Here is a 22,979-nt window from a genome sequence, read left to right as displayed (position 1 = left end):
GAGCGACGATGATCGACGAGACGATGCTCGAGGCCGAGGAGAAGATGGAGAAGGCGGTGGAGGTCGCCAAGGAGCACCTCGCCGGCATCCGCACCGGCCGCGTCAACCCCGGCCTGTTCTCCAAGGTCACGGTCGACTACTACGGCGCGCTGACCCCGCTGCAGCAGCTCGCCTCCTTCCAGACGCCCGAGGCCCGCGTCATGCTCATCACGCCGTTCGACAAGGGCGCGATGAGCGACATCGAGAAGGCGCTGCGTGAGTCCGACCTTGGGGCCAACCCGAGCAACGACGGCAACGTCATCCGCATCACCATGCCGGAGCTGACCGCCGAGCGCCGCAAGGAGTACATCAAGCTCGCGCAGTCGCAGGGCGAGGAGGCCAAGGTCTCCGTCCGCCACGTCCGCCGCCACGCGAAGGACCAGCTCGAGAAGCTCGTCAAGGATGGCGAGGTCGGCGAGGACGAGGGCACGCGCGCGGAGAAGGACCTCGACGTGATGACGAAGAAGTTCACCGACCGGATCGACGAGCTGCTCAAGCACAAGGAGGCCGAGCTCCTCGAGGTCTGAGGCCGCTCGCACCCGATGGATACGACGATCGACCCGGTCCCGCGGCACGTGCGGTCGACGGGGGCGACGACCCCGGGTCGCAACCTGCGGGACGCGATCGTCATCGGGGTGGTCCTCGCCGCGCTCGCGCTCGCCTCGCTGCTGCACCCCGTCTTGTTCCTCGTCGTTCTCACGGCGGCGATGCTCATCGGTGCGTACGAGGTCCAGGAGGCGGTGGGCCACGCCCGGCTGGACGTGCCGGTGATCCCCGTGGCGATCGGGATCGTCTCGATGATGGTCGCGGCGTACCTGCGCGGTCCGGAGATGCTCGCGGTCGCGACGGGCCTGTCGATGGTCGCGGTCGTCCTGTGGCGGGCCGCGGACGGATTCACCGCGTCGGCCTCGAGCATCGCCGGCGGGCTGCTCACCCTGCTCTACCCGGCGGCGCTCGGTGGGTTCGCGGCGCTCATGGTCGCCGAGCCCGCGGGCCGGACGAGGATCGCGGTCTTCATCCTCGTCACCGTGTTCTCGGACATCGGCGGGTACGCCGCCGGGGTCCGCTTCGGGCGGCACCCGATGGCCCCCTCGCTCAGCCCGAAGAAGTCGTGGGAGGGCTTCGCCGGGTCCGTCCTCGCGTGCGGCGTCGTCGGCGCCCTGGCGGTGTGGCTCCTGCTCGACGGGGCGTGGTGGGGCGGCGCGGTCCTCGGCGTGCTCGTCGCCGGGTGCGCGACCGTCGGTGACCTCATCGAGTCGAGCATCAAGCGCGACGTCGGCATCAAGGACATGTCCTCCCTCCTGCCCGGGCACGGTGGCCTCATGGACCGGCTCGACTCCCTCGTCGTCTGCGCCCCGGTCGCCTGGGCGGGGCTGCGGATCCTGGTGCCGTACGCATGAGCGACACCTCCGTCCCCCGCGACCCGCCGACGCGCCGTCCGAAGCCCGGAGCGCTCACGTTCGACGCGCCCCGGCGCGGCAAGCCGCCGACCCACCTGGCCGACCTCGACCCGGCGGCGCGCCGGGCCGCGGTGACCGAGCTCGGGCTGCCGGGCTTCCGTGCCGCACAGCTGTCCCGGCACTTCTTCGAGCACCACACGGACGACCCCGCGGAGATGACCGACCTGCCGAAGGCCGGCCGAGAGGAGCTCGTCGCCCGGCTGCTGCCGTCGCTGCTCACCCCGATCCGGTCGATCGAGGCGGACGGCGGGGCGACGACGAAGTCGGTGTGGCGGCTCTTCGACGGCGCGCTCGTCGAGTCGGTCGTCATGCGCTACCCCCGGCGGGCGACGGTGTGCATCTCGAGCCAGGCCGGCTGCGGGATGAACTGCCCGTTCTGCGCGACGGGACAGGAGGGGCTGACCCGCAACCTGTCGACGGCCGAGATCGTCGGGCAGGTCGTCGCCGCGAACCGACTGCTGCGAGAGACCGCCGACGTGGTCGTCGACACCGACGGGGCGGCGCTGGGTGCCGAGGCCGACGACGGCGCTGCGCCGGTGGACCCCGTCGGGCCGCCGCGGGTGACGAACGTCGTCTTCATGGGCATGGGCGAGGCCCTCGCGAACTACCGGGCAGCGATCGGTGCGATCCGCCGGCTCGTCGACCCCGCGCCGGACGGGCTGGGGATGAGCGCGCGGCACCTGACGATGTCGACCGTCGGGCTCGTGCCCGGGATCGACCGGCTCGCGGGGGAGGGGATCCCCGTGACGCTGGCCCTGAGCCTGCACGCCCCGGACGACGAGCTGCGCGACGAGCTCGTCCCGATCAACACCCGGTGGAAGGTCGACGAGGCGATCGACGCCGCCCGCCGCTACTTCGAGGCGACGGGGCGCCGGGTGAGCATCGAGTACGCGCTCATCAAGGACGTCAACGACCAGGCGTGGCGGGCCGATCTCCTCGGCGAGAAGCTCACCGCCCGCGGCCGGGGCTGGGTGCACGTCAACCCCATCCCGCTCAACCCGACACCCGGGTCGCGGTGGACCGCCTCTCGCCCGGGCGTCGAGCAGCAGTTCGTCGAGCGGCTCCGAGCCCACGGCGTGCCGACCACCGTCCGCGACACGCGCGGCAGCGACATCGACGGCGCCTGTGGCCAGCTCGCCGCGTCGACGGCCTGACCTGCGGACGCCCGGGCAGGTGCCCGAGCGCCGGTCGTAAGGTGCGGACGTGCCCGACCGGTCCTTCGTCCTCACCGTCTCCTGCCCCGATCGCGTCGGCATCGTTCACGCGGTCTCCGGCTGGGCCGCCGACCGGGGGCTGACGATCACCGACGCCCAGCAGTTCGGCGACGCGAGCTCAGGGGAGTTCCACCTCCGGATGGAGCTCGCGCCGACGGCCGGCGGGGCCATCGAGGAGCTACGAGCCTCCTTCGCGCCGGTGGCCGAGCGCTTCTCGATGCAGCACGCGCTCCACGACCTGTCCGTGCCGCACCGGCTGCTCGTCCTCGTCTCCCGCCAGGGCCACGTCCTCAACGACCTGCTCTTCCGGGTCCGCACCGGCCAGCTCAACGTGCAGATCCCGGTCATCGTCAGCAACCACCCCGACTTCGCCGAGCTCGCGGCGTGGCACGGCATCCCCTTCGAGCACGTGCCGGTCACCCCCGACACCAAGCCGGCCGCCGAGGCCCGGTTGCGTGAGCTCGTCGCGCGGCACGACGTCGAGACGATCGCCCTGGCGCGCTACATGCAGATCCTCTCGGCGCAGCTGTGCGCCGACCTGCCCGGGCGGATCATCAACATCCACCACTCGCTGCTGCCGTCGTTCAAGGGCGCCAAGCCCTACACGCAGGCGCACGATCGCGGGGTGAAGGTCATCGGGGCGACCGCTCACTACGTCACGGCCGACCTCGACGAGGGACCGATCATCGAGCAGGACTTCCGCCGCGTCGACCACCGGATGTCACCCGAGCAGCTCGCGACCGCCGGTCAGGAGCTCGAGGCGATGGCGTTCGCGCGCGCGATCCGGTGGCACGTCGAGCGTCGGGTGGTCCTGCGCGGTCGACGGACGATCGTCTTCGACTGACCCGGGCAGCCGCGTCAGCCGCGCGCGGCCAGGGCGACCTCACGGGCGTCCTCGACCGTGTCGACGAGGTGGACGCTGGCGCCGAGGGAGCGGCCCTCGCCGAGCGCCCGCAGCACCGGCCACACGGGGACCGTGACCGACCAGTGCTCGACCCCGACGAGGACGAGCGGGGGGACGGGCGCGTCCGGCGCCGCGTAGAACAGCGGCGTCACCGCCTGGAAGATCTCCTGCACCGTCCCCGCGGCGCCGGGCAGGACGACCAAGCCGGCGCTCGACCGGGCCAGGAGGGTGTCCTCGCGCAGCGCGTTCGAGAAGTACTTCGCGATCGCGCCGCAGAAGACGTTCGGCGGCTCGTGGCCGTAGAACCACGTCGGGACGCCGACGGACCGGATGCCGGTCGTCCCGTCGAGCAGCCGCTCCTCCCGGACCCACGCGCGAACCCCCATCGCGGCCTGCGCCCAGTCGTCGATCGAGGGTCGGAACGACGGGACGGTGGCGAGCTCGGCGAGCGCCCGCTCGAGCCGGTCGGTGGTCCCGACGTACGCGCCGAGGTTCGCCGCCTCCATCGCACCGGGGCCGCCCCCGGTGAGGACGACGCGCCCGGCGTGGGCCAGGTCGTGGCCGAGCCGGGCCGCCGCGGCGTAGTCGGCGGTCCCGCGCTCCATCGCGTGCCCGCCCATGACACCGATGACCTCCCGCCCGGCGAGGTGGTCGGTGAGCGCGTCGGTCATCGAGTCGTCGTGGATCGCCCGCAGCAGGGTGACGAAGACATCGCCCTCGAGCGCCGCGTCCCGGGACCACTCGTACGCGCGGGCGTCGGGGGTGTCGGCGTAGCCGCGGGCCGTGAGGCCCTCGTACAGCTCGCCCGGGTGGTAGAGCCCCGCGCGGTAGGGGTTGACCGGGGCGTGCGGATCGGCGGGGAAGACGATCGCCCCGTGCTCCCGGAGGTGGGTCGCGAGCGTGGGGGACAGGGTGCCGCCGAGGACGACGAGCCCGGTGAGGTCCTCCTCGCCGAGGAGGAGGCGCTCGTACGGGTGGAGGTCGAGGTCCTGGATGCGCACGCCGGCCAGCGGCGCCCGCCTCGCGAGCAGGGCGCGCAGCTCGGCCGGGGTCGTCACCTCCCGGGGTGCACCGCGGTGCCCGTCCCGCAGGGCCGGGTGCGTGCGGACCTCGGTCGTCCTCAGGTCCGCGAGCGTCTCGTCCGGGGCGACCATGGCTCGACCATAGGCGGGATCGCCCGCTGGGGTTAGATTCACGCCATGAACTCATTGGGGAGGGCACCGGGGTCCCAGGCCTCCCTGCGCGCCGCGAACCGGGGGCGGGTCCTCGAGGCGCTCGACCGGCACGGCCCGCTGACCCAGGTCGAGATCGCGGCGGCGACCGGGCTCAGCGCCGCGTCCGTGTCGAACCTCGTGCGGGACCTCGTCGCCGACCGCGAGGTGGAGACCTCTCGAGCCGTCCGCAACGGGCGCCGGGCCGCGCTCGTCGCGCCCGTCGGCGGGCGGGGCGTCGTCGCCGGTGTCGCCTTCGGGGACCGGGACGTCCGCCTCGCGCTGGGGACCGGTCCGCGGGACCTGCGCTCGCGGGTGCGTCTTCCGCTGCCCCCGGACCACGTCGCCGACGAGGGTCTGAGCCGGGCCGCGCGACTGGTGAGCGACATGCTCGATTCGACGGGCACCGCACGCACCGACCTGCGGGCCGTCGCCCTGGGACTGCCGGCCCCCGTCGACTCCGTCTCCGGTCACGTCGGGTCCGAGGCGATCCTGCCGGGGTGGCGAGGCGTGGCCGCCGCCAGGGAGCTCGAGACCGCCCTGGGCGTCCCGGTGGTCCTCGACAACACGGCCAACCTCGCCGCGCAGGGGGAGCTGGTCTGCGGAGCCCTCGTCGGCGTCCGGCACGGCTGTCACCTGAAGACCTCCCACGGGATCGGTGCCGGGATCGTCCTCGACGGCCGGGTCCACCGGGGCAGCGCGGGCACGGCCGGGGAGATCGGCCACGTGACGATCGACGAGAACGGCCCCGTGTGCCGCTGCGGCAACCGGGGCTGCCTCGACACGTTCGTCGGGTCGTCGGCCCTGTCGAGCGCGGTCGCGGTCACCCACGGCCATCTCGCGCTCCGGGACCTCGTGGCTCGCGCCCTCGCGGGGGACCCCGGGTGCCGTCGGGTCGTCACCGACGCCGGCCGTCACATCGGCGTCGCGGTGGCCGGCGTGGTCAACCTGCTCAACCCCGAGCGGGTGTCGATCGGCGGGACCCTCGCGCGCACCGGCGACCTGCTCCTCGACCCGATCCGGGAGGGCGTCGAGCGCTGCGCGATCCCCTCGGCCGCGGCGAGCGTGGAGATCGTCCCCGGCTCGCTCGGCGAGGACGCGGACGTCGTCGGCGCGATGGCCGTCGCCGCCGAGCGCGCGTCGACGACCCGTCCGGCGTAAAGGGCGACCGTCCGGCGACACGCCGGCACCTCAGTTGACTTCACTTCTTGACGCCAAGGCTGGGCGAGCGCAGACTCACGGCAGCCCCACCGCTCGGCGAGGCGTCACATCTCAACGAGGAGATCCCCATGAACCGTCCCATCCGTTCCGTCGGTGCCGCTTTCGCCGTCGCCCTGGCGGCCGGCAGCCTCGCGGCCTGCTCGTCGAGCGGCGACTCCGGTGGCGCCGGTGGGGGAGGCGAGGGTGGCGCGAAGAAGATCGCGCTGCTGCTGCCCGAGACGAAGGCCACCCGCTACGAGAGCTTCGACCGCCCGCTCTTCGAGGCCGCGGTCAAGGCCGAGTGCGCCGACTGCGAGGTCATCTACTCCAACGCCGACCAGGACCCGAAGAAGCAGCAGGAGCAGTTCGAGGCGGCCATGACGCAGGGTGCGGACGTCATCGTCCTCGACGCCGTCGACGGCAAGTCCGCCCCGACGATGGTCGCCGACGCCAAGGCCGAGAACGTCCCCGTCATCGCCTACGACCGGTTCGTCAAGGGGGCGGACTACTACGTCTCCTTCGACAACGAGAAGGTCGGCGAGCTGCAGGGCGAGGGCCTGGTCAAGGCGATCGAGGCGACGGGCAAGAAGTCAGGCGACATCGTCATGGTCAACGGCGCCCCGACGGACGCCAACGCCGCCGACTTCAAGGCCGGGGCGCACAAGGTCCTCGACGAGAGCGGCTACACGATCGCCGCCGAGTACGACACCCCCGACTGGAGCCCGGACAAGGCGCAGTCGTGGATGGAGGGCCAGCTGTCGAAGGTCAAGGGCGACCTCGTCGGCGTGTACGCCGCGAACGACGGCACCGCCGGTGGCGTCATCGCCGCGATGAAGGGTGGCGGCGTCAAGGAGCTCCCGCCGGTCGGCGGCCAGGACGCCGAGCTCGCGGCGATCCAGCGGCTGCTCACGGGTGACCAGTCCTTCACCATCTACAAGGCGATCAAGCCCGAGGCCGAGGACGCCGCGAAGAACGCGGTCCGGCTGGCCAACGGCGAGGAGGCCGAGTCGTCGACGGACAAGGACGGGGTCCCCGCCACGCTGCTGGAGCCCGTCGTCGTGACGAAGGACAACATCAAGGACACGGTCGTCGCCGACGAGTTCTACGACGTCTCGAAGATCTGCACCGGTGCGGCCAAGGCGAAGTGCGCCGACGCCGGCCTGAGCTGACGGGGCGGAGGAGCACGTGATGACCACGACCTCGCCCGGTGAGCCGGTGCTGTCGATCACCGGTCTGTCCAAGCGGTTCGGTGCCGTGCAGGCGCTCAAGGACATCGACTTCGACGTCCGTCCGGGCGAGGTCGTGGCCCTTGTCGGCGACAACGGCGCCGGCAAGTCCACCCTCGTCAAGGCCATCGCCGGCGTCTACGTCCCCGACTCCGGCCGGGTGTCCGTCGACGGACGCGAGGTGTCGATCAGCAGTCCGGCCGAGTCCCAGCGGCTCGGGATCGCGACGGTCTACCAGGACCTCGCGCTGTGCGACAACCTCGACGTCGTCGGCAACCTCTTCCTCGGTCGGGAGCTCCGCTCGGGCGGGCTGCTCGACGAGGCCGCGATGGAGCAGGAGAGCTGGCGGCTGCTGCGGCAGCTGAGCGCGAAGATCCCGTCCGTCCGGATCCCCGTGGCCAGCCTCTCCGGCGGCCAGCGGCAGACCGTGGCGATCGCCCGGTCGATCCTCGGCGACCCGAAGATCGTCATGCTCGACGAGCCGACGGCGGCCCTCGGGGTCGCCCAGACGGCCGAGGTGCTCAACCTCGTCGAGCGGCTGCGGGACAACGGCCTCGCCGTCATCCTCATCAGCCACAACATGTCCGACGTGATGGCCGTCGCCGACCGGGTGTGCGTCCTGCGCCTGGGTCGCAACAACGGGACCTTCGACGTCGCGTCGACGAACGTCCAGGAGATCATCGCCGCCATCACGGGGGCGACGAGCAACGCCGTCTCGGCGCGCGCCGCGCGCCGCACGACCGAGGAGGTCGTCCGATGAGCACCACGACGCCGCAGAACCACGACGTCGACCCCACCGCCTCGACCAACGCCGCCGTGCCCGCAGACCGCAGCGACGAACGCCTCGTCGCCCGGCGCTCGGGGGTCGGTGGCACCGTCGCGGAGGCCTGGGACCGGATCCGCTCCGGCGACCTCGGCTCGCTCCCGGTCGTCGTCGGGCTCGTCATCATCTGGGCCGTCTTCGGCAGCCTCAACGACGCCTTCCTCTCCCCGCGCAACCTCGTCAACCTCACCGTGCAGAGCGCGGCCATCGGGACGATCGCCATCGGGATCGTCCTGGTCCTCCTGCTCGGGGAGATCGACCTGTCGGTCGGCTCGGTCAGCGGCCTGGCGTCGGCGATCCTCGCGGTCACCCTCGTCAACCGCGGCTGGCCGCTCGCCCTGGCCCTCGTGGCGACGATCCTCGTCGGCACGCTCATCGGCCTCGTCTACGGCGCGCTGTTCACGAGGTTCGGGGTGCCGAGCTTCGTCATCACCCTCGCGGGCCTCCTCGCCTTCCAAGGACTGCAGCTGTTCGTCCTGGGCAAGGAGGGGACGATCAACCTCGACTTCGACAGCCCGGTCGTCCAGTTCGCGCAGAAGTCGTTCCTCACCCCGGTCGTCTCCTACCTCGTCGCGCTCGCCGCGGTGCTCGCCTACCTGATCGCGCGGGTCGTCTCGGACCGCCGACGGGCCGCGGCCGGGCTCTCGACCGAGGGGCTGGCGGGCACGCTCGTGCGGGCCGCGCTCCTGGCCCTCCTCCTCCTGGCGCCGCTGTGGTACCTCAACCGGGGTCGTGGGCTGTCGGTGATGTTCCTCGTGTTCCTCGCGCTCGTCGTCGTCATGGACGTCGCACTGCGGCGCACCCGGTGGGGACGCTCCGTCATGGCCGTCGGGGGCAACGTCGAGGCCGCGCGGCGGGCGGGCATCAAGGTGAGGGCGATCTACCTGTCGGTCTTCGCGCTGTGCTCGACGTTCGCGGCCCTCGGCGGCATCTTCGCCGCGGCGCGCCTCGCGGCGGCGAACCAGAGCTCCGGTGCGGCCGACACGAACCTCAACGCGATCGCCGCCGCCGTCATCGGTGGGACGAGCCTGTTCGGCGGGCGCGGATCGGCGTGGTCGGCCCTCCTGGGCATCCTCGTCATCACGTCGATCAGCAGCGGGCTCAACCTGCTCGATCTCGACAGCTCGATCCGCTACATGGTCACCGGTGCGGTCCTCCTGCTCGCGGTCATCATCGACTCGGTGAGCCGGCGCACCCGCGCCGCGGCCGGACGGGCCTGACCGCCCGGCACGACGACCGAGGCCCCCGACCGCAACGGTCGGGGGCCTCGGTCGTCGTGGCGTCGATCAGAGGTGCTTCGCGGCGCCCTGGAGGACCGAGCGGAGCCGCTGCTCGATGTCGTCGAACTCCGGCTGCCCGATCGTCAGCGGCGGCGCGAGCTGGATCACCGGGTCGCCCCGGTCGTCGGCGCGGCAGTACAGCCCGGCGTCGAAGAGCGCCTTGCTGAGGTACCCGCGCAGGAGCCGCTCGGACTCCGCCTCGTCGAACGTCTCGCGCGTCGCCTTGTCCTTGACGAGCTCGATCCCGAAGAAGTAGCCCTCGCCGCGGACATCACCGACGAGCGGCAGGTCGAGGAGCTTCTCGAGCGTCCGCCGGAAGGCCGGGCTGTTCTCCTTGACGTGGTCGTTGAGGCCCTCGCGCTCGAAGATGTCGAGGTTGGCCATCGCGACCGCGGCGCTCACCGGGTGACCGCCGAAGGTGAAGCCGTGCGCGTACATCGCCGTGCCCTTCCTGAAGGGCTCGAAGAGACGGTCGCTGGCGATCATCGCGCCGATGGGGGAGTAGCCCGAGGTCATGCCCTTGGCGCACGTGATGATGTCCGGCTGGTACCCGAAGTCGGTCGAGGCGAACATCGACCCGACGCGGCCGAAGGCGCAGATGACCTCGTCGGAGACGAGCAGGACGTCGTACTCGTCGCAGATCTCGCGCACGCGCTCGAAGTACCCGGGCGGCGGCGGGAAGCAGCCACCGGCGTTCTGCACGGGCTCGAGGAAGACGGCCGCGACGGTCTCGGGCCCCTCGAACTCGATCGCCTCGGCGATCCGGTCGGCAGCCCACCGGCCGAACGCCTTGGGGTCGTCGCGCAGGTGCTCGTCGGCGCGGTAGATGTTCGTGTTCGGCACCTTGTGCGCACCGGGCACCAGCGGCTCGAAGTCGGCCTTCAGCGGCGGCAGGCCGGTGATCGACAGGGCGCCCTGCGGCGTGCCGTGGTAGGCGATCGACCGGGAGATGACCTTGTGCTTGTGGGGCTTGCCGGTCATCTTGAAGTACTGCTTGGCCAGCTTCCACGCGGACTCCACGGCCTCGCCGCCGCCGGTGGTGAAGAAGACCCGGTTGAGGTCGCCCGGGGCGCCGGCCGCGAGCCGCTCCGCGAGGTCGATCGCCGCGGGGTGGGCGTACGACCACAGCGGGAAGAACGCGAGCTGCTCGGCCTGCTTGGCGGCCGCCTCGGCGAGCTCGGCCCGGCCGTGCCCGACCTGGACGACGAAGAGGCCCGCAAGCCCGTCGATGTACTCCTTGCCGTTCGCGTCCCAGATCGTGTGGCCCTCGCCGCGGACGATGATCGGGACGTCGTTGCCCTCCTCGAGCACCGAGTGGCGCGTGAAGTGGAGCCACAGGTTGTCCCGGGCGGCCTGCGCGCGCGGCGTACCGAGCGGGGTGCGCCCGGGCTCCGGCGTGCTCGGGGTCTCCTGGTGTGTCGTGGTCATCGTGTTCCCCAGTCGTAGTGCTGCTTGTTGAGTTTCAGATAGACGAAGGTCTCGGTCGTCCGCACGCCGGGCAGCGTGCGGATCCGGGTGGTGAGCAGGTCGAGCAGCTCGTCGTCGTCCTCGCAGACGACCTCCGCGAGGAGGTCGACGCTGCCGGCGGTCGTGACGACGTAGCTGACCTCCGGCATCTCCGTGAGGGCATCCCCGACCGGGCGAAGGTCGCCCTCGACGGTGATGGCGATCATGGCCTGCCGGTGGAAGCCCACCTGGAGCGGATCGGTGACGGCGACGACCTGCATGACGTCGTCCTCGAGGAGGCGTTGCACCCGCTGGCGCACCGCCGTCTCGGAGAGCCCGACCTGCTTGGCGATCGACGCGTACGGCTGGCGGCCGTCCTTCTGGAGCGTCTCGATGATCGCCTTCGAGATGCCGTCGAGCCCGTTCTCGTCCGTGGCGGTCCCACGTCTACGGGGCGGGGGGAATGGCGACATGCGAGCACCGTAGCGCGTGATCCTTGGTCAGGCGACCCCTGTCCGACGCAATTCGTCGTTTCCGGCGTGTTTCATGCCGGTTACCGGCGAAAAAGTCGAAATTCGTTGCGAGTTTCCCTTCCATGGGTGGCGGCGGCGGTCTATGGTCGGGGTCACTTCAAGACCCCTCATCGAGGAGAGGCCAAGCCGTGAGCACCCCCCGCCAGCTGCGCAACTTCGTCAACGGTCAGTACGTCGAGGCCCACGGAGGCCGACGCCAGGACGTCATCGACCCCTCGACCGGCGCGGTCGTCGCCTCCGCCCCGGTCGGGACCGAGGCGGACGTCGACGCGGCCTACGCGGCGGCGGCCACGGCCTTCGAGACCTGGGGGCGGACCACCCCCTCGGAGCGCCAGGCGGCCCTGCTGAAGATCGCCGACGCGTACGAGGCGCGGGCCGAGGAGCTCATCGCCGTCGAGACCGAGAACACCGGCAAGCCGAAGGCGCTCACGGCGTCCGAGGAGATCCCGCCGATGTGCGACCAGATCCGGTTCTTCGCCGGCGCCGCACGGGTCCTCGAGGGGCGCGCCGCGGGGGAATACATGCCGGGCCACACGAGCTGGATCCGCCGTGAGCCCATCGGCGTCGTCGGCCAGGTCACCCCGTGGAACTACCCGATGATGATGGCGGCCTGGAAGATCGCCCCCGCGCTCGCAGCGGGGAACACGATCGTCATCAAGCCGAGCGACACGACCCCGGAGTCGACCCTCCTCATGGCCGAGATCGCCTCGGAGTTCCTCCCCGAGGGCGCGTTCAACGTCGTCACCGGCGACCGGGACACCGGTCGGCTCGTCGTCGAGCACGACACGCCGGGTCTCGTCGCGATCACCGGGTCCGTCCGAGCGGGCATCGAGGTCGCCGGTTCTGCGGCGAAGAACCTCAAGCGGGTCCACCTCGAGCTCGGCGGCAAGGCGCCCGTCGTCGTCTTCGACGACGCCGACATCGAGCAGGCGGTCGCAGGGATCGCCGGCGCCGGGTACTTCAACGCCGGCCAGGACTGCACGGCTGCCACGCGCGTCCTGGCCGCGCCCGGGATCCACGACGACTTCGTCGCCGCGCTGGCCGAGTACGTGAAGAACGAGGTCAGGGTCGGCATGCCCGACGACGCCGACGCGGCCTTCGGGCCGGTGAACAACCGCAACCAGCTCGAGCGGGTCACCGGGTTCATCGACCGGCTGCCCGACCACGCCTCGCTCGCCGCCGGTGGCCACCGGATGGCGTCGATGGGCGACGGCTTCTTCGTCGAGCCGACCGTCGTCTCCGGACTGCGCCAGGACGACGAGGCGATCCAGGACGAGATCTTCGGGCCGGTCATCACGGTCCAGCGCTTCACCGACGAGGACGAGGCGGTCCGCTGGGCCAACGGCGTCGAGTACGGACTCGCGTCGTCGGTGTGGACCCGGGACTTCGGCCGGGCGATGCGCATGAGCACCCGGCTCGACTTCGGCTGCGTGTGGATCAACACCCACATCCCCGTCGTCGCCGAGATGCCGCACGGCGGATTCAAGAAGTCCGGGTACGGCAAGGACCTGTCGATGTACGGGTTCGAGGACTACACCCGGATCAAGCACGTCATGGCAAACATCGAGTCCTGACGGACGGCGGGACCACCCGCACCCCTCCCACCCCGACCCTTCGACGGAAGAAGGCATGCATGGCGCCCTTCCGGCCTCCAGCCGACCCCACCACGCGCGAGCTCCTGCGGCTCGCCTCGACCAGCCTGGCCTCTCGCCGCGCGCTCCTCACGGGTGCGCTCGGCGTCGGCGCCGTGGGTGCCCTCGCCGCGTGCGCCCCGCCGCCCCCGCCAGCCGGTGGCGCCGCCAAGGTCGAGCTCCCCACGGACCGGTCGGCGACCGAGAAGGTCGTCCGCTGGTCGAACTGGGACGCCTACATGGACAAGGACGACTCGGGCAATCACTACCCGACCCTCGAGGCGTTCGAGAAGAAGTCCGGGATCAAGGTCACCTACAGCGTTGATGTCGACGACAACGACAGCTACGTCAACAAGGTCGCGCCGCAGCTGCGGGCCAAGCAGGACATCAAAACCGACATCTTCGTGCTCACCGACTGGATGGCCAACCGTGTCATCCGGGAGGGGCTCGTGCAGCCGCTCGAGCTCATCCAGATGCCGAACGCGGGCAACCTCCTCGAGCCGCTCAAGGAGGTCTCGTTCGACCCGGGCCGGCAGTACTCGCTCACGTGGCAGACGGGTTTCGCCGGCATCGGCTACAACCGCCGGAAGGTGGGACGCGAGCTCAAGACGATCGAGGACCTCTGGGCACCCAACCTCAAGGGCCGGGTCTCGGTCCTGTCCGAGATGCGCGACACCGTCGGCCTCATCATGCAGTCCCAGGGTGTCGACCTCGGCAAGGCGTTCACCAAGGACCAGTTCCAGGCCGGCCTCGACGAGGTCGACAAGCGGATCTCGGACGGCAACATCCGCCGGGTCAAGGGCAACAGCTACATTTCCGACCTCAAGAGCGGGAACGCGGTCGCGGGGATCGTGTGGTCCGGCGACCTCTTTGCCCTGCGCAGCGAGACCGAGGACGACGACTGGCAGTTCGTCATCCCCGAGTCCGGCGGGACGATCTGGAGCGACAACATGATGATCCCGATCACGAGCACCCACCGGCGCAACGCCGAGCGGGTCATGAACTACTACTACGACCCGAAGGTCGCCGCCCAGGTCGCCGCGTGGGTCAACTACGTCTGCCCCGTCCAGGGCGCGCAGGCAGAGATGGAGAAGATCGACCCCGAGCTCGCGAAGAGCCCGTTCATCTTCCCCGACGCCGCGTACATCAGGGAGAAGAACATCCAGGGCTTCGTCGCCCTGAGTCCCGAGGAGGACCAGGAGTACAGCGCCCTCTGGCAGAAGGTGGTCGGCAACTGATGGGCATCTTCGGCTCCCGCGGCTCGACCGCCACCCGGACCCGCGCCGCCACCGGCGACCTCCACCTCGACCACGTGACCAAGGCGTTCGGTGACAACGTCGTCGTCGACGACCTCGAGCTCGTCGTGCCGCGCGGCAGCTTCTTCGCGCTCCTCGGCCCCTCCGGCTGCGGCAAGACGACGACCCTGCGGATGATCGCCGGGCTCGAGCAGCCGACGAAGGGACGGGTCCTCATCGGGGAGACCGACCTCACCGGCACGCGCCCCTACGAGCGCCCGGTGAACACCGTCTTCCAGAGCTACGCGCTCTTCCCGCACCTCACCGTCCGGGACAACGTCGCGTTCGGGCCCCGCCGCCGCGGGGTCAAGGACGCCCACGAGCAGGCCGACGACGCGCTGCGCCTGGTCCAGATGGATCACCTCGCCGGGCGCAAGCCGGGCCAGCTCTCCGGCGGTCAGCAGCAGCGGGTCGCGCTCGCCCGGGCCATCGTCAACCAGCCCGAGGTGCTCCTCCTCGACGAGCCGCTCGGTGCGCTCGACCTCAAGCTGCGGCGCGAGATGCAGCTGGAGCTCAAGCGGATCCAGACCGAGGTCGGGCTGACCTTCGTCCACGTCACCCACGACCAGGAGGAGGCCATGACCATGGCCGACACCGTCGCGGTGATGAACGGCGGGCGGATCGAGCAGATGGGGCACCCCGAGGCGCTCTACGACCTGCCGCGCACGGCCTTCGTCGCGAACTTCGTCGGCCGGTCCAACCTCGGTGCGGCGCAGGTCACCGGGCGGGACGGCGACGCGATCGTCGCCGACGTCGCCGGCACCACCGTGCGCATCCCGGCCGCCCGGGCCGCGGTGACGCAGGGGGAGATCCTCTTCGGGGTCCGACCCGAGAAGGTCCGCATCCTCGAGGAGCGACCGGAGCACGGTGGGAACGACCTCGCCGCCACCGTGCTCGACGTCTCGTTCACGGGCGTCGCCACCGAGTACCTCGTGCAGACCGCGAGCGGGGCGAGGTGGAACGTGCACGAGCAGAACCTCGACGTGGAGCGGAACACCATCCGTCCCGGCGACACCGTGTGGCTCGCGTGGAACTCCGCGCACGCCTTCGCCGTGCCCCGACCGGAGTCGTCGTGAGCGCCGCGCAGGTGGCCGCCCGGTCGGCCGGGACGCCGGGGACCGGTGAGCCGCCGCGGTCCCGCAAGAGCCCGTGGGCGTGGCTGCTCCTGGCGCCGGGCATCGTCTGGCTGCTCGTCTTCTTCGTGTGGCCGCTCGTCCAGCTCGCCGCCGTGTCGCTGCAGAGCGGGTTCCCCGGGTACCCCGGCTACTACTACCGCGACGTCAACGTCGGCAACTACGCCGACGCGATCGCCGAGTACTGGCCGCACCTGCTCCGCTCGCTGCTCTACGGAGCGCTGGCGACGTTCTTCGCCTTCCTCCTGGCCTACCCCCTCGCGTACGCGATGGCGTTCAAGGCCGGCCGCTGGCGGAACGTCATGCTCATCCTCGTCATCGCGCCGTTCTTCACGTCGTTCATCCTCCGGACGATCGCCTGGCGGCAGATCCTCGCCGACGAGGGGCCGGTCGCCACGACCCTGCGGTTCCTCCACCTCCTGCCCGGCGGGCACATCACGGAGACCTGGGTCGCGGTCGTCGCCGGCCTGACGTACAACTTCCTCCCGTTCATGGTCCTGCCGATCTACTCCTCGTTGGAGCGGGCCGACCCGAAGGTCATCGAGGCCGGGGGAGACCTCTACGGCAACGGGCTGACGACCTTCCGGACGGTGACCCTGCCGATGTCGATGCCGGGCGTGCTCGCCGGCACGCTGCTCACCTTCATCCCGGCGGCCGGCGACTACGTCAACGCCGAGCTGCTCGGCTCCGACCGGAGCACGAAGATGGTCGGCAACGTCATCGAGAGCCAGTTCTTCCGCGTGCCCGGTGGCTACCCGACAGCGGCGGCGCTCTCGTTCACCCTGATGGCGATCATCCTCGCCCTCGTATTCCTCTACGTCCGGAAGTTCGGCACCGAGGAGCTCGTCTGATGCGCACCGTCACCCGCTGGATCGCCGACCGCTTCGTCATGATCTCCGCGATCCTCGTCCTGCTGTATCTCTTCCTCCCCGTCGCGTACACCTTCGCCTTCTCGTTCAACGACTACAAGAAGTCGAACATCGTGTGGAACTCTTCCAAGCCCCCGACGCTCAAGCACTGGGCCGACCCGTGCGGGGCCCAGGGGGTGTGCGAGGCGCTCGGGGTGTCCCTGCGGATCGGTGCGCTGTCGACGCTCGTCGCCACCATCCTCGGGACGATGATCGCCTTCGCCCTCGTCCGGCACCGCTTCCGGGGCAAGGCCGCGGCGAACACGCTCGTGTTCGTGCCGATGGCGACGCCGGAGATCGTCCTCGGCGCGAGCCTCCTGACGATCTTCGTCCAGGGGTTCCGGGGGGCCGTCGAGCTGGGCTTCTGGACGGTCTTCATCGCCCACGTGATGTTCTGCCTCAGCTTCGTCGTCGTCACCGTCCGCGCGCGGCTGCAGTCGATGGACGCCCGGATGGAGGAGGCGGCCCAGGACCTGTACGCCGGCCCGGCCGGGACCTTCTGGCGGGTCACCCTCCCGCTCGTCATGCCCGGCATCGTCGGCGCGGCGCTGCTCAGCTTCTCGCTGTCGTTCGACGACTTCATCATCACGAACTTCGTCAGCGGCGACGAGTCGACGTTCCCGAAGTACGTGTACGTGTCCTACCTGCGCGGTATCCCCGCGCAGGCCAACGTCATCGGGTTCTCGATGTTCCTCATCGCGGTGCTGCTCGTCGTCGCCGCCCAGGTCATCGGGTCCCGGAGGAAGGCCTGACATGTCCGGATCGATCAGAGTGCTCATGGTGGGGGCGGGTGGCGTCGGTGACGCCGCCGCGCGGATCGCTGCCGAGCGTGACTTCTACGAGGCATGGGTCGTCGCCGACTACGACCTCGCCCGGGCGGAGGCGACCGTCGCCTCGGTCCGGGAGCGGGCGGGCGAGCGGGCCGACCGGTTCGTCGCCGCCCGGGTCGACGCCTCGGACGAGGCGGCGGTGACGGCGCTCGCCCGGGAGCACGGCGCGACGCACGTCCTCAACGCGGTGGACCCGCGGTTCGTCATGCCGATCTTCCGCGGGGCGCTCGCCGCGGGGGCCGACTACCTCGACATGGCGATGTCGCTGTCGACGCCGCACCCGGACGAGCCCTACGCCAAGGTCGGCCGCAAGCTCGGCGACGAGCAGCTCGCCGCGGCGGGGGAGTGGGAGGCGGCCGGCCGGCTCGCCCTCCTGGGCATCGGCGTCGAGCCGGGCCTGTCCGACGTCTTCGCGCGGTACGCCGCGGACCACCTCTTCTCCTCGATCGACGAGCTCGGTACCCGTGACGGCGCGAACCTCGTCGTGCGGGACGAGGACGGCAACGAGGTCTTCGCGCCCGGCTTCTCGATGTGGACGATCATCGAGGAGTGCCTCAACCCGCCGGTCGTGTGGGAACGGGCCCGTGCCGAGGCCGACGGCGCCTACGACGTCGAGAAGGGCTTCTTCACCCTCCCGCCGTTCAGCGAGCCGGAGGTCTTCGACTTCCCCGAGGGCATCGGTCCGGTCGAGTGCGTCCAGGTCGAGCACGAGGAGGTCCTCCTCATGCCGCGCTGGGTCGACGCGCAGCGGGTCACCTTCAAGTACGGGCTCGGCGAGCAGATGATCTCGATGCTCAAGACCCTCCACGAGCTCGGGCTCGACTCGACCGAGAAGGTGTCCGTCAAGGGCGTCGAGGTCAGCCCGCGTGACGTCGTCGCGGCCTGCCTGCCGGACCCGGCGACGATCGGACCGCGGATGGAGGGCAAGACCTGCGCCGGGCTCTTCGTCACGGGCACCGGGAAGGACGGCGCGCCGCGGGCGACGTACCTCTACCACGTCGTCGACAACGCCGACTCGATGCGGGACTACGACAGTCAGTGCGTCGTCTGGCAGACGGCGCTCAACCCCGTCGTCGCGCTCGAGCTCCTCGCGAACGGCACGTGGTCCGGCGCGGGTGTCCTCGGGCCGGAGGCCTTCGACGCCAAGCCCTTCCTCGACCTGCTCGCCGCGCCCAAGCCCGAGGGCTACGGCGCGCCGTGGGGAATGGAGGATCGGTGACCGCTCTCCTGCTCGAGGGCACCATGTGGTGCCCCGTCTCGGGGGAGACCGACGCACTGGCGATCGAGGACGGGCGCATCGTCGCCCGAGGGGAGGAGGCCCGCCGCTGGGCGACCGACCGCGGCGTGACGGCGACCGACGCCGGGGACGGGCTCCTGCTGCCCGCGCTCGGGGACGGCCACGCCCACCCGCTCTTCGGCGGGCTGGAGGGCAAGGGCCCGGCGGTGCGCGGCGCCTCGTCGGTCGAGGAGATCGTCGAGGCCGTCCGACGGTTCGCCGAGCAGCACCCGGAGCTGCCCGTCATCCGTGGCGCGTCCTACGACGCCAGCCTCGTGCCCGGCGGCCTGTTCGACGCGCGCTGGCTCGACGAGGCGGTCCCGGACCGCCCGGTCGTCCTGCGCGCGTGGGACTACCACACGGTGTGGGTCAACTCGGCGGCGCTCGCGGCCGCCGGCATCGACAGCGACACCCCCGAGCCCGTCCTGGGGCAGATCGACCGCCGCGAGGACGGGTCCCCGCTCGGCACCCTGCGCGAGTGGGGTGCGGTCGACCTCGTCGACGAGGCGCTCGGACCGTGGGAGCTCACCTCGATGGTCGAGGCGGTCGAGACCGCGACGCGGCGCTACCTCGAGCTGGGCATCACCTGGGTCCAGGACGCCTGGGTGACCCCGCTCGAGCTCCCCGCGTGGATCGAGGCCGCGCGCACCGGCCGGCTCCACGCCCGCGTCAACCTCGCCCTCTACGCCGACCCGCGCCGGTGGCCCGACCAGCTCGACGAGCTCCTCGCGATGCGCGAGGCGGTACGGGAGCTGGGGAACCCGATGCTCACGGCGGAGACGGTCAAGTTCTTCGGCGACGGGGTCGTCGAGAACGCGACCGCGGCCCTCCTGTCGCCGTACGCCACGCTCGCCGACGGGCTCGCCCCCGGCAGTCACCGGGAGGCCCACGCGGGGTGCCGCTGCGCGCCGGACGGGATGCTCGTCTGGCCGGCCGACCTCCTCGCCGACGCCCTGACCGCCGTCGACGCACACGGCTTCCAGGCCCACGTCCACGCCATCGGGGACCGGGCCAGCCGGGTCGCCCTCGACGCGATCGAGCACGCGTCCCGCACGAACGGGCCGCGGGACCGCCGTCCCGTCATCGCGCACGTCCAGCTCGTCGACCGGGCCGACCGGGAGCGCTTCGCGGCGCTCGGTGTCGTGGCGAACGCGGAACCCCTGTGGGCCCAGCTCGACGCCCTCATGGAGGTCCTGACGATCCCGCGACTGGGCGACGGACGGGTCGAGGAGCAGTACGCCTTCGCCGATCTCGTCGGTTCCGGCGCGGTCCTCAGCATGGGCTCGGACTGGCCGGTGAGCGCGGCCGAGCCCTTCGCCGGGATCGCCGTCGCGTGCACGCGGCAGACCGACGAGGGTGCCCCGCACGGTGGCTGGGTCCCCGCCCAGCGACTTGCAGTGGCGGACGCCGTGCGGGCCTACACCGCCGGCTGCGCCCACCAGGCCTTCCGTCGTGCCGGGACGCTCGAGGTCGGGGCCGACGCCGACCTCGTGCTCCTCTCGGACGACCCCAGAGCGGCCGCCGACCGGACCGCGCTCGCCCGTATCGGCGCCCGCCGCACGTGGCTCGCCGGCCGTCTCGTGCACGACGCCGACCACCCCCGGTCCTGACCGACCACCGATCCGAAGGAGGCGCCGGATGAGTCAGTCGTCCACGCCAATCAACCCCACGCCAGCCCGTCCCACGCTCGTGCGAGCGCTCGGGATCCCCTCGCTCGTCCTCTTCGGGCTTGCGTACCTCGTCCCGCTCACCGTGTTCACGACCTACGGGATCGTCACGGAGACCACCGGTGGCCGGGTCGCGCTCGCGTACGTCGTCACGACGACGGCGATGGTCTTCACCGCGCTGAGCTACGCGGCCATGGTGCGGGCCTACCCGGTCGCGGGGTCGGCGTACACGTACACGCAGCGCACGTTCGGGGGGCACGCGGGGTTCCTCGCCGGCTGGTCGCTCATGCTCGACTACCTCTTCCTGCCGATGCTCAACTACCTCGTGCTCGGCATCTACATGGAGGCGCAGTTCCCGGCCGTCCCGGCCTGGGCATGGATCGCCGGGGCGGTCGCCCTCGTGACGATCCTCAACGTCGTCGGCATCACGAGCATCGCCCGGGCGAGCAGCATCATCGTCGCGGTCCAGGTCATCTTCATCGTTGTCTTCGCCGTGCTCGCGGTCCGGACCGCGACCGGCGCCCCGGCGGTGGTCAACCCCTTCGTCGGGGACGGCTCCGTCGGCGGGTTGGCGCCGATCCTCGCGGGCGCCGCCATCCTCTGCCTCAGCTTCCTCGGCTTCGACGCGGTCTCGACGATGGCCGAGGAGGCCAAGCGGCCCCGGACGGACATCCCGCGAGCGATCATGATCGTCACGGTGCTCGGCGGGGCGTCCTTCGTCCTCCTCTCCTCCTTGGCGCAGCTGGCCGAGCCCGCGACGACCTTCGAGGACCCGGACGCCGCCACGCTCGAGGTCCTCGCGCGGCTGGCGGGGCCGTGGCTCGCGACCTTCTTCACCGCGGCCTACGTCGCCGGCTGCCTGGGGTCCGCGCTGACCTCGCAGGCGTCGGTGAGCCGGATCATGTACGCCATGGGCCGGGAGGGCGTCCTGCCGCGTCCGCTCGGGACCCTCGCGCCGCGGTGGCGCACGCCGGTCGTGGCCATCGTCCTCGTCGGGCTCGCCTCCCTCGGCGCGATCGTCATCCCGCTGGCCCTGCTGACCTCCGTCATCAGCTTCGGTGCGCTCATCGCGTTCTCCGCGGTCAACCTCGCCGTCGTGAAGCACTACGCGATCGACGGCGGGCGCCGCGGGGGGACGGACCTGCTCCGGTACGTCCTGGCCCCGCTCGTCGGGTTCGCGCTGTGCCTGTGGCTGTGGACCTCGCTCAGCGGCACGTCGCTGAAGGTCGGGCTGGCGTGGCTGGTCGTCGGCGCGATCTGGCTGCTCGTCCTCACCCGGGGATTCCGGCGCCCGCCGCCCGAGCTCGACCTGTCCGAGCAGCCGGTGGTGGGGGATGGCGGAGCCGCCGAAGCCGCCCCGCCCGCCAGTGACCCGCGTCACGCCCGCGATAGCATCGACGCATGACGACCGTGACGAAGGAGTCCGCCCTCGCCGCCGTCCCGGACGGCCTGCTCGTCGGTGGCCGATGGGTCCCCGCGGCATCCGGGAAGACCTTCGAGGTGCGCGACCCGGCGACCGGGGACGTCCTGGCCGCCGTCGCCGACGCGGACGCGGCCGACGCGATCTCCGCGCTCGACGCCGCCGTCGCGGCCCAGCGCGACTGGGCCCGCGTCGCCCCGCGCGAGCGGGCAGAGATCCTCCGATCGGCCTTCGAGCTCCTCACCGAGCGGGCCGAGACCTTCGCCATGCTCATGACCCTCGAGATGGGCAAGCCGCTGTCCGAGGCGCGCGGTGAGGTCGCCTACGGTGCCGAGTTCTTCCGGTGGTTCTCGGAGGAGGCGGTGCGGGTGCACGGGCGGTACGCCGCGTCGCCGGACGGGAAGACCCGCCTGGTGACGATGCGCCAGCCCGTCGGGCCGACGCTGATGATCACGCCGTGGAACTTCCCCCTGGCGATGGGGACCCGCAAGATCGGGCCGGCGATCGCCGCCGGCTGCACGATGGTGGTCAAGCCCGCCCAGGAGACGCCGCTGACGATGATCGCGCTCGCGGCCCTGCTCGAGGAGGTCGGGCTGCCGACCGGGGTGCTCAACCTCGTGACGACCACGACGACGGCCGACGTCATGGGCCCGGTCATCGCCGACCCGCGCCTGCGGAAGCTGACGTTCACCGGGTCGACCGGTGTGGGCAAGAAGCTCGTCGAGCAGTCGGCCGAGCAGCTCCTGCGGGTGTCGATGGAGCTCGGCGGGAACGCCCCGTTCATCGTCTTCGAGGACGCCGACCTCGACGCCGCCGTCGACGGCGCGATGGTCGCGAAGATGCGCAACATCGGCGAGGCCTGCACCGCGGCGAACCGGTTCCTCGTCCACGCCGACGTCGCCGACGAGTTCGGTGCCAAGCTCACCGAGCGCATGGCGGCGCTCACCGTCGGCGTCGGCACCGAGGAGGGCGTCGACGTCGGCCCGCTCATCACCGAGAAGGCTCGCGCCGGGGTCCAGGAGCTCGTCACCGACGCGGTCGAGCACGGCGCGCGGGCGAGCACGGGCGGACAGGTTCCCGACGGGCCGGGCTGGTTCTACCCGCCGACCGTCCTGCTCGACGTGCCGGCCGACGCCCGGCTCCTGCGCGAGGAGATCTTCGGCCCGGTCGCGCCGATCGTCACCTTCTCGACCGAGGAGGAGGCGCTGGCGATGGCCAACGACAGCGAGTACGGGCTCGCCTCCTACGTCTTCACCCGCGACAGCGCCCGCGTCGTCCGCGTCATGGAGGGCCTCGAGTTCGGCATGGTCGGGGTCAACCAGGGGATCGTCTCGAACCCCGCGGCGCCCTTCGGCGGCGTCAAGCACTCCGGCTTCGGCCGCGAGGGCGGGTTCGAGGGGATCGACGAGTACCTCGAGACGAAGTACGTCGGCATCGCCCTCTGACGCCGGCGAGGGAGAGCGCCCGGGACCCAGGACCATCG

Annotated in this window: 20 protein-coding genes; 17 read left to right on the top strand and 3 right to left on the bottom strand. The window is 71.5% G+C overall.

Annotated features, from left to right (window positions below):
- Positions 1-8 precede the first annotated feature (8 nt).
- The 4 genes from frr to purU are packed head-to-tail and all read left to right on the top strand — an operon-like array spanning position 9 to position 3,557.
- Positions 9-566 carry a ribosome recycling factor gene (gene frr / locus DAA34_RS11295; RefSeq protein ID WP_106819397.1) on the top strand — a complete coding sequence of 186 codons (558 nt, stop codon included), beginning with the start codon at positions 9-11 and terminating at the stop codon, positions 564-566.
- A 15-nt stretch (positions 567-581) separates the two neighbouring features.
- Positions 582-1,439, top strand: coding sequence for a phosphatidate cytidylyltransferase (locus DAA34_RS11290; RefSeq protein WP_106819395.1), 858 nt, complete (start codon positions 582-584; stop codon positions 1,437-1,439).
- The gene (gene rlmN, locus DAA34_RS11285; RefSeq protein ID WP_106819393.1) at positions 1,436-2,653 is read left to right on the top strand and encodes a 23S rRNA (adenine(2503)-C(2))-methyltransferase RlmN; all 1,218 of its coding nucleotides are present in this window, start codon (positions 1,436-1,438) and stop codon (positions 2,651-2,653) included. Before DAA34_RS11290 ends, rlmN begins: the two co-directional genes overlap by 4 nt.
- Before the next feature lie 49 nt (positions 2,654-2,702).
- Complete coding sequence (gene purU / locus DAA34_RS11280) at positions 2,703-3,557, top strand: formyltetrahydrofolate deformylase (RefSeq protein ID WP_106819391.1); 855 nt, start codon at positions 2,703-2,705, stop codon at positions 3,555-3,557.
- Positions 3,558-3,571: 14 nt separating this feature from the next.
- Here the strand turns inward: purU and DAA34_RS11275 are convergent, their stop codons facing one another.
- Entirely contained in the window at positions 3,572-4,771 is a 1,200-nt protein-coding gene (locus DAA34_RS11275; protein ID WP_106819389.1) for an LOG family protein, read from the bottom strand.
- 45 nt (positions 4,772-4,816) lie between these two features.
- Between DAA34_RS11275 and DAA34_RS11270 the strand changes: the two genes are divergently transcribed.
- The 4 genes from DAA34_RS11270 (at position 4,817) to DAA34_RS11255 (ending at position 9,297) form a co-directional block, all read left to right on the top strand.
- Positions 4,817-5,989, top strand: coding sequence for an ROK family transcriptional regulator (locus tag DAA34_RS11270; protein ID WP_106819387.1), 1,173 nt, complete (start codon positions 4,817-4,819; stop codon positions 5,987-5,989).
- 128 nt (positions 5,990-6,117) lie between these two features.
- A complete protein-coding gene (locus tag DAA34_RS11265; protein WP_106819385.1) occupies positions 6,118-7,197 on the top strand; it encodes an ABC transporter substrate-binding protein in 1,080 nt (359 codons plus the stop codon).
- Positions 7,198-7,216: 19 nt separating this feature from the next.
- Complete coding sequence (locus DAA34_RS11260; protein ID WP_199847457.1) at positions 7,217-8,014, top strand: ATP-binding cassette domain-containing protein; 798 nt, start codon at positions 7,217-7,219, stop codon at positions 8,012-8,014.
- Positions 8,011-9,297 (top strand): sugar ABC transporter permease, encoded by a 1,287-nt coding sequence (locus DAA34_RS11255; RefSeq protein ID WP_106819383.1) that lies wholly within the window; start codon positions 8,011-8,013, stop codon positions 9,295-9,297. Before DAA34_RS11260 ends, DAA34_RS11255 begins: the two co-directional genes overlap by 4 nt.
- Positions 9,298-9,363: 66 nt before the next feature.
- Here DAA34_RS11255 and DAA34_RS11250 read toward each other — a convergent pair whose 3' ends face one another.
- Both DAA34_RS11250 and DAA34_RS11245 read right to left on the bottom strand, forming a co-directional pair.
- Complete coding sequence (locus DAA34_RS11250; protein WP_106819380.1) at positions 9,364-10,785, bottom strand: aspartate aminotransferase family protein; 1,422 nt, start codon at positions 10,783-10,785, stop codon at positions 9,364-9,366.
- On the bottom strand, positions 10,782-11,276 hold the full coding sequence (locus DAA34_RS11245; RefSeq protein WP_106819378.1) for an Lrp/AsnC family transcriptional regulator: 495 nt from the start codon (positions 11,274-11,276) through the stop codon (positions 10,782-10,784). The genes DAA34_RS11250 and DAA34_RS11245 overlap by 4 nt, the downstream gene beginning before the upstream one ends.
- A 188-nt stretch (positions 11,277-11,464) precedes the next feature.
- Here DAA34_RS11245 and DAA34_RS11240 point away from each other — a divergent pair, with 188 nt between their 5' ends.
- The 9 genes from DAA34_RS11240 to DAA34_RS11200 are packed head-to-tail and all read left to right on the top strand — an operon-like array spanning position 11,465 to position 22,941.
- Entirely contained in the window at positions 11,465-12,910 is a 1,446-nt protein-coding gene (locus tag DAA34_RS11240) for a gamma-aminobutyraldehyde dehydrogenase (RefSeq protein ID WP_234354227.1), read from the top strand.
- Positions 12,911-12,969: 59 nt separating this feature from the next.
- A complete protein-coding gene (locus tag DAA34_RS11235) occupies positions 12,970-14,205 on the top strand; it encodes an ABC transporter substrate-binding protein (protein WP_106819374.1) in 1,236 nt (411 codons plus the stop codon).
- Entirely contained in the window at positions 14,205-15,338 is a 1,134-nt protein-coding gene (locus tag DAA34_RS11230) for an ABC transporter ATP-binding protein (protein ID WP_106819372.1), read from the top strand. The genes DAA34_RS11235 and DAA34_RS11230 overlap by 1 nt, the downstream gene beginning before the upstream one ends.
- Positions 15,335-16,246, top strand: a complete 912-nt coding sequence (locus DAA34_RS11225; RefSeq protein ID WP_106819370.1) for an ABC transporter permease — start codon at positions 15,335-15,337, stop codon at positions 16,244-16,246. Before DAA34_RS11230 ends, DAA34_RS11225 begins: the two co-directional genes overlap by 4 nt.
- Entirely contained in the window at positions 16,246-17,055 is an 810-nt protein-coding gene (locus DAA34_RS11220) for an ABC transporter permease (RefSeq protein WP_106819368.1), read from the top strand. The genes DAA34_RS11225 and DAA34_RS11220 overlap by 1 nt, the downstream gene beginning before the upstream one ends.
- A gap of 13 nt (positions 17,056-17,068) precedes the next feature.
- The gene (locus tag DAA34_RS11215) at positions 17,069-18,352 is read left to right on the top strand and encodes a saccharopine dehydrogenase family protein (RefSeq protein WP_106820132.1); all 1,284 of its coding nucleotides are present in this window, start codon (positions 17,069-17,071) and stop codon (positions 18,350-18,352) included.
- Complete coding sequence (locus tag DAA34_RS11210; RefSeq protein WP_234354226.1) at positions 18,349-20,019, top strand: amidohydrolase; 1,671 nt, start codon at positions 18,349-18,351, stop codon at positions 20,017-20,019. Before DAA34_RS11215 ends, DAA34_RS11210 begins: the two co-directional genes overlap by 4 nt.
- Positions 20,020-20,047: 28 nt before the next feature.
- Positions 20,048-21,481, top strand: coding sequence for an APC family permease (locus DAA34_RS11205; RefSeq protein ID WP_106819366.1), 1,434 nt, complete (start codon positions 20,048-20,050; stop codon positions 21,479-21,481).
- A complete protein-coding gene (locus DAA34_RS11200) occupies positions 21,478-22,941 on the top strand; it encodes an NAD-dependent succinate-semialdehyde dehydrogenase (RefSeq protein ID WP_106819364.1) in 1,464 nt (487 codons plus the stop codon). Before DAA34_RS11205 ends, DAA34_RS11200 begins: the two co-directional genes overlap by 4 nt.
- Positions 22,942-22,979 lie beyond the last annotated feature (38 nt).

Source organism: Janibacter massiliensis, from assembly GCF_900289115.1.
Taxonomy (GTDB): Bacteria; Actinomycetota; Actinomycetes; order Actinomycetales; family Dermatophilaceae; genus Janibacter_A; species Janibacter_A massiliensis.
Note: the sequence above shows the minus strand (reverse complement) of the source record. Positions and strands in the feature narration are given on the sequence as shown.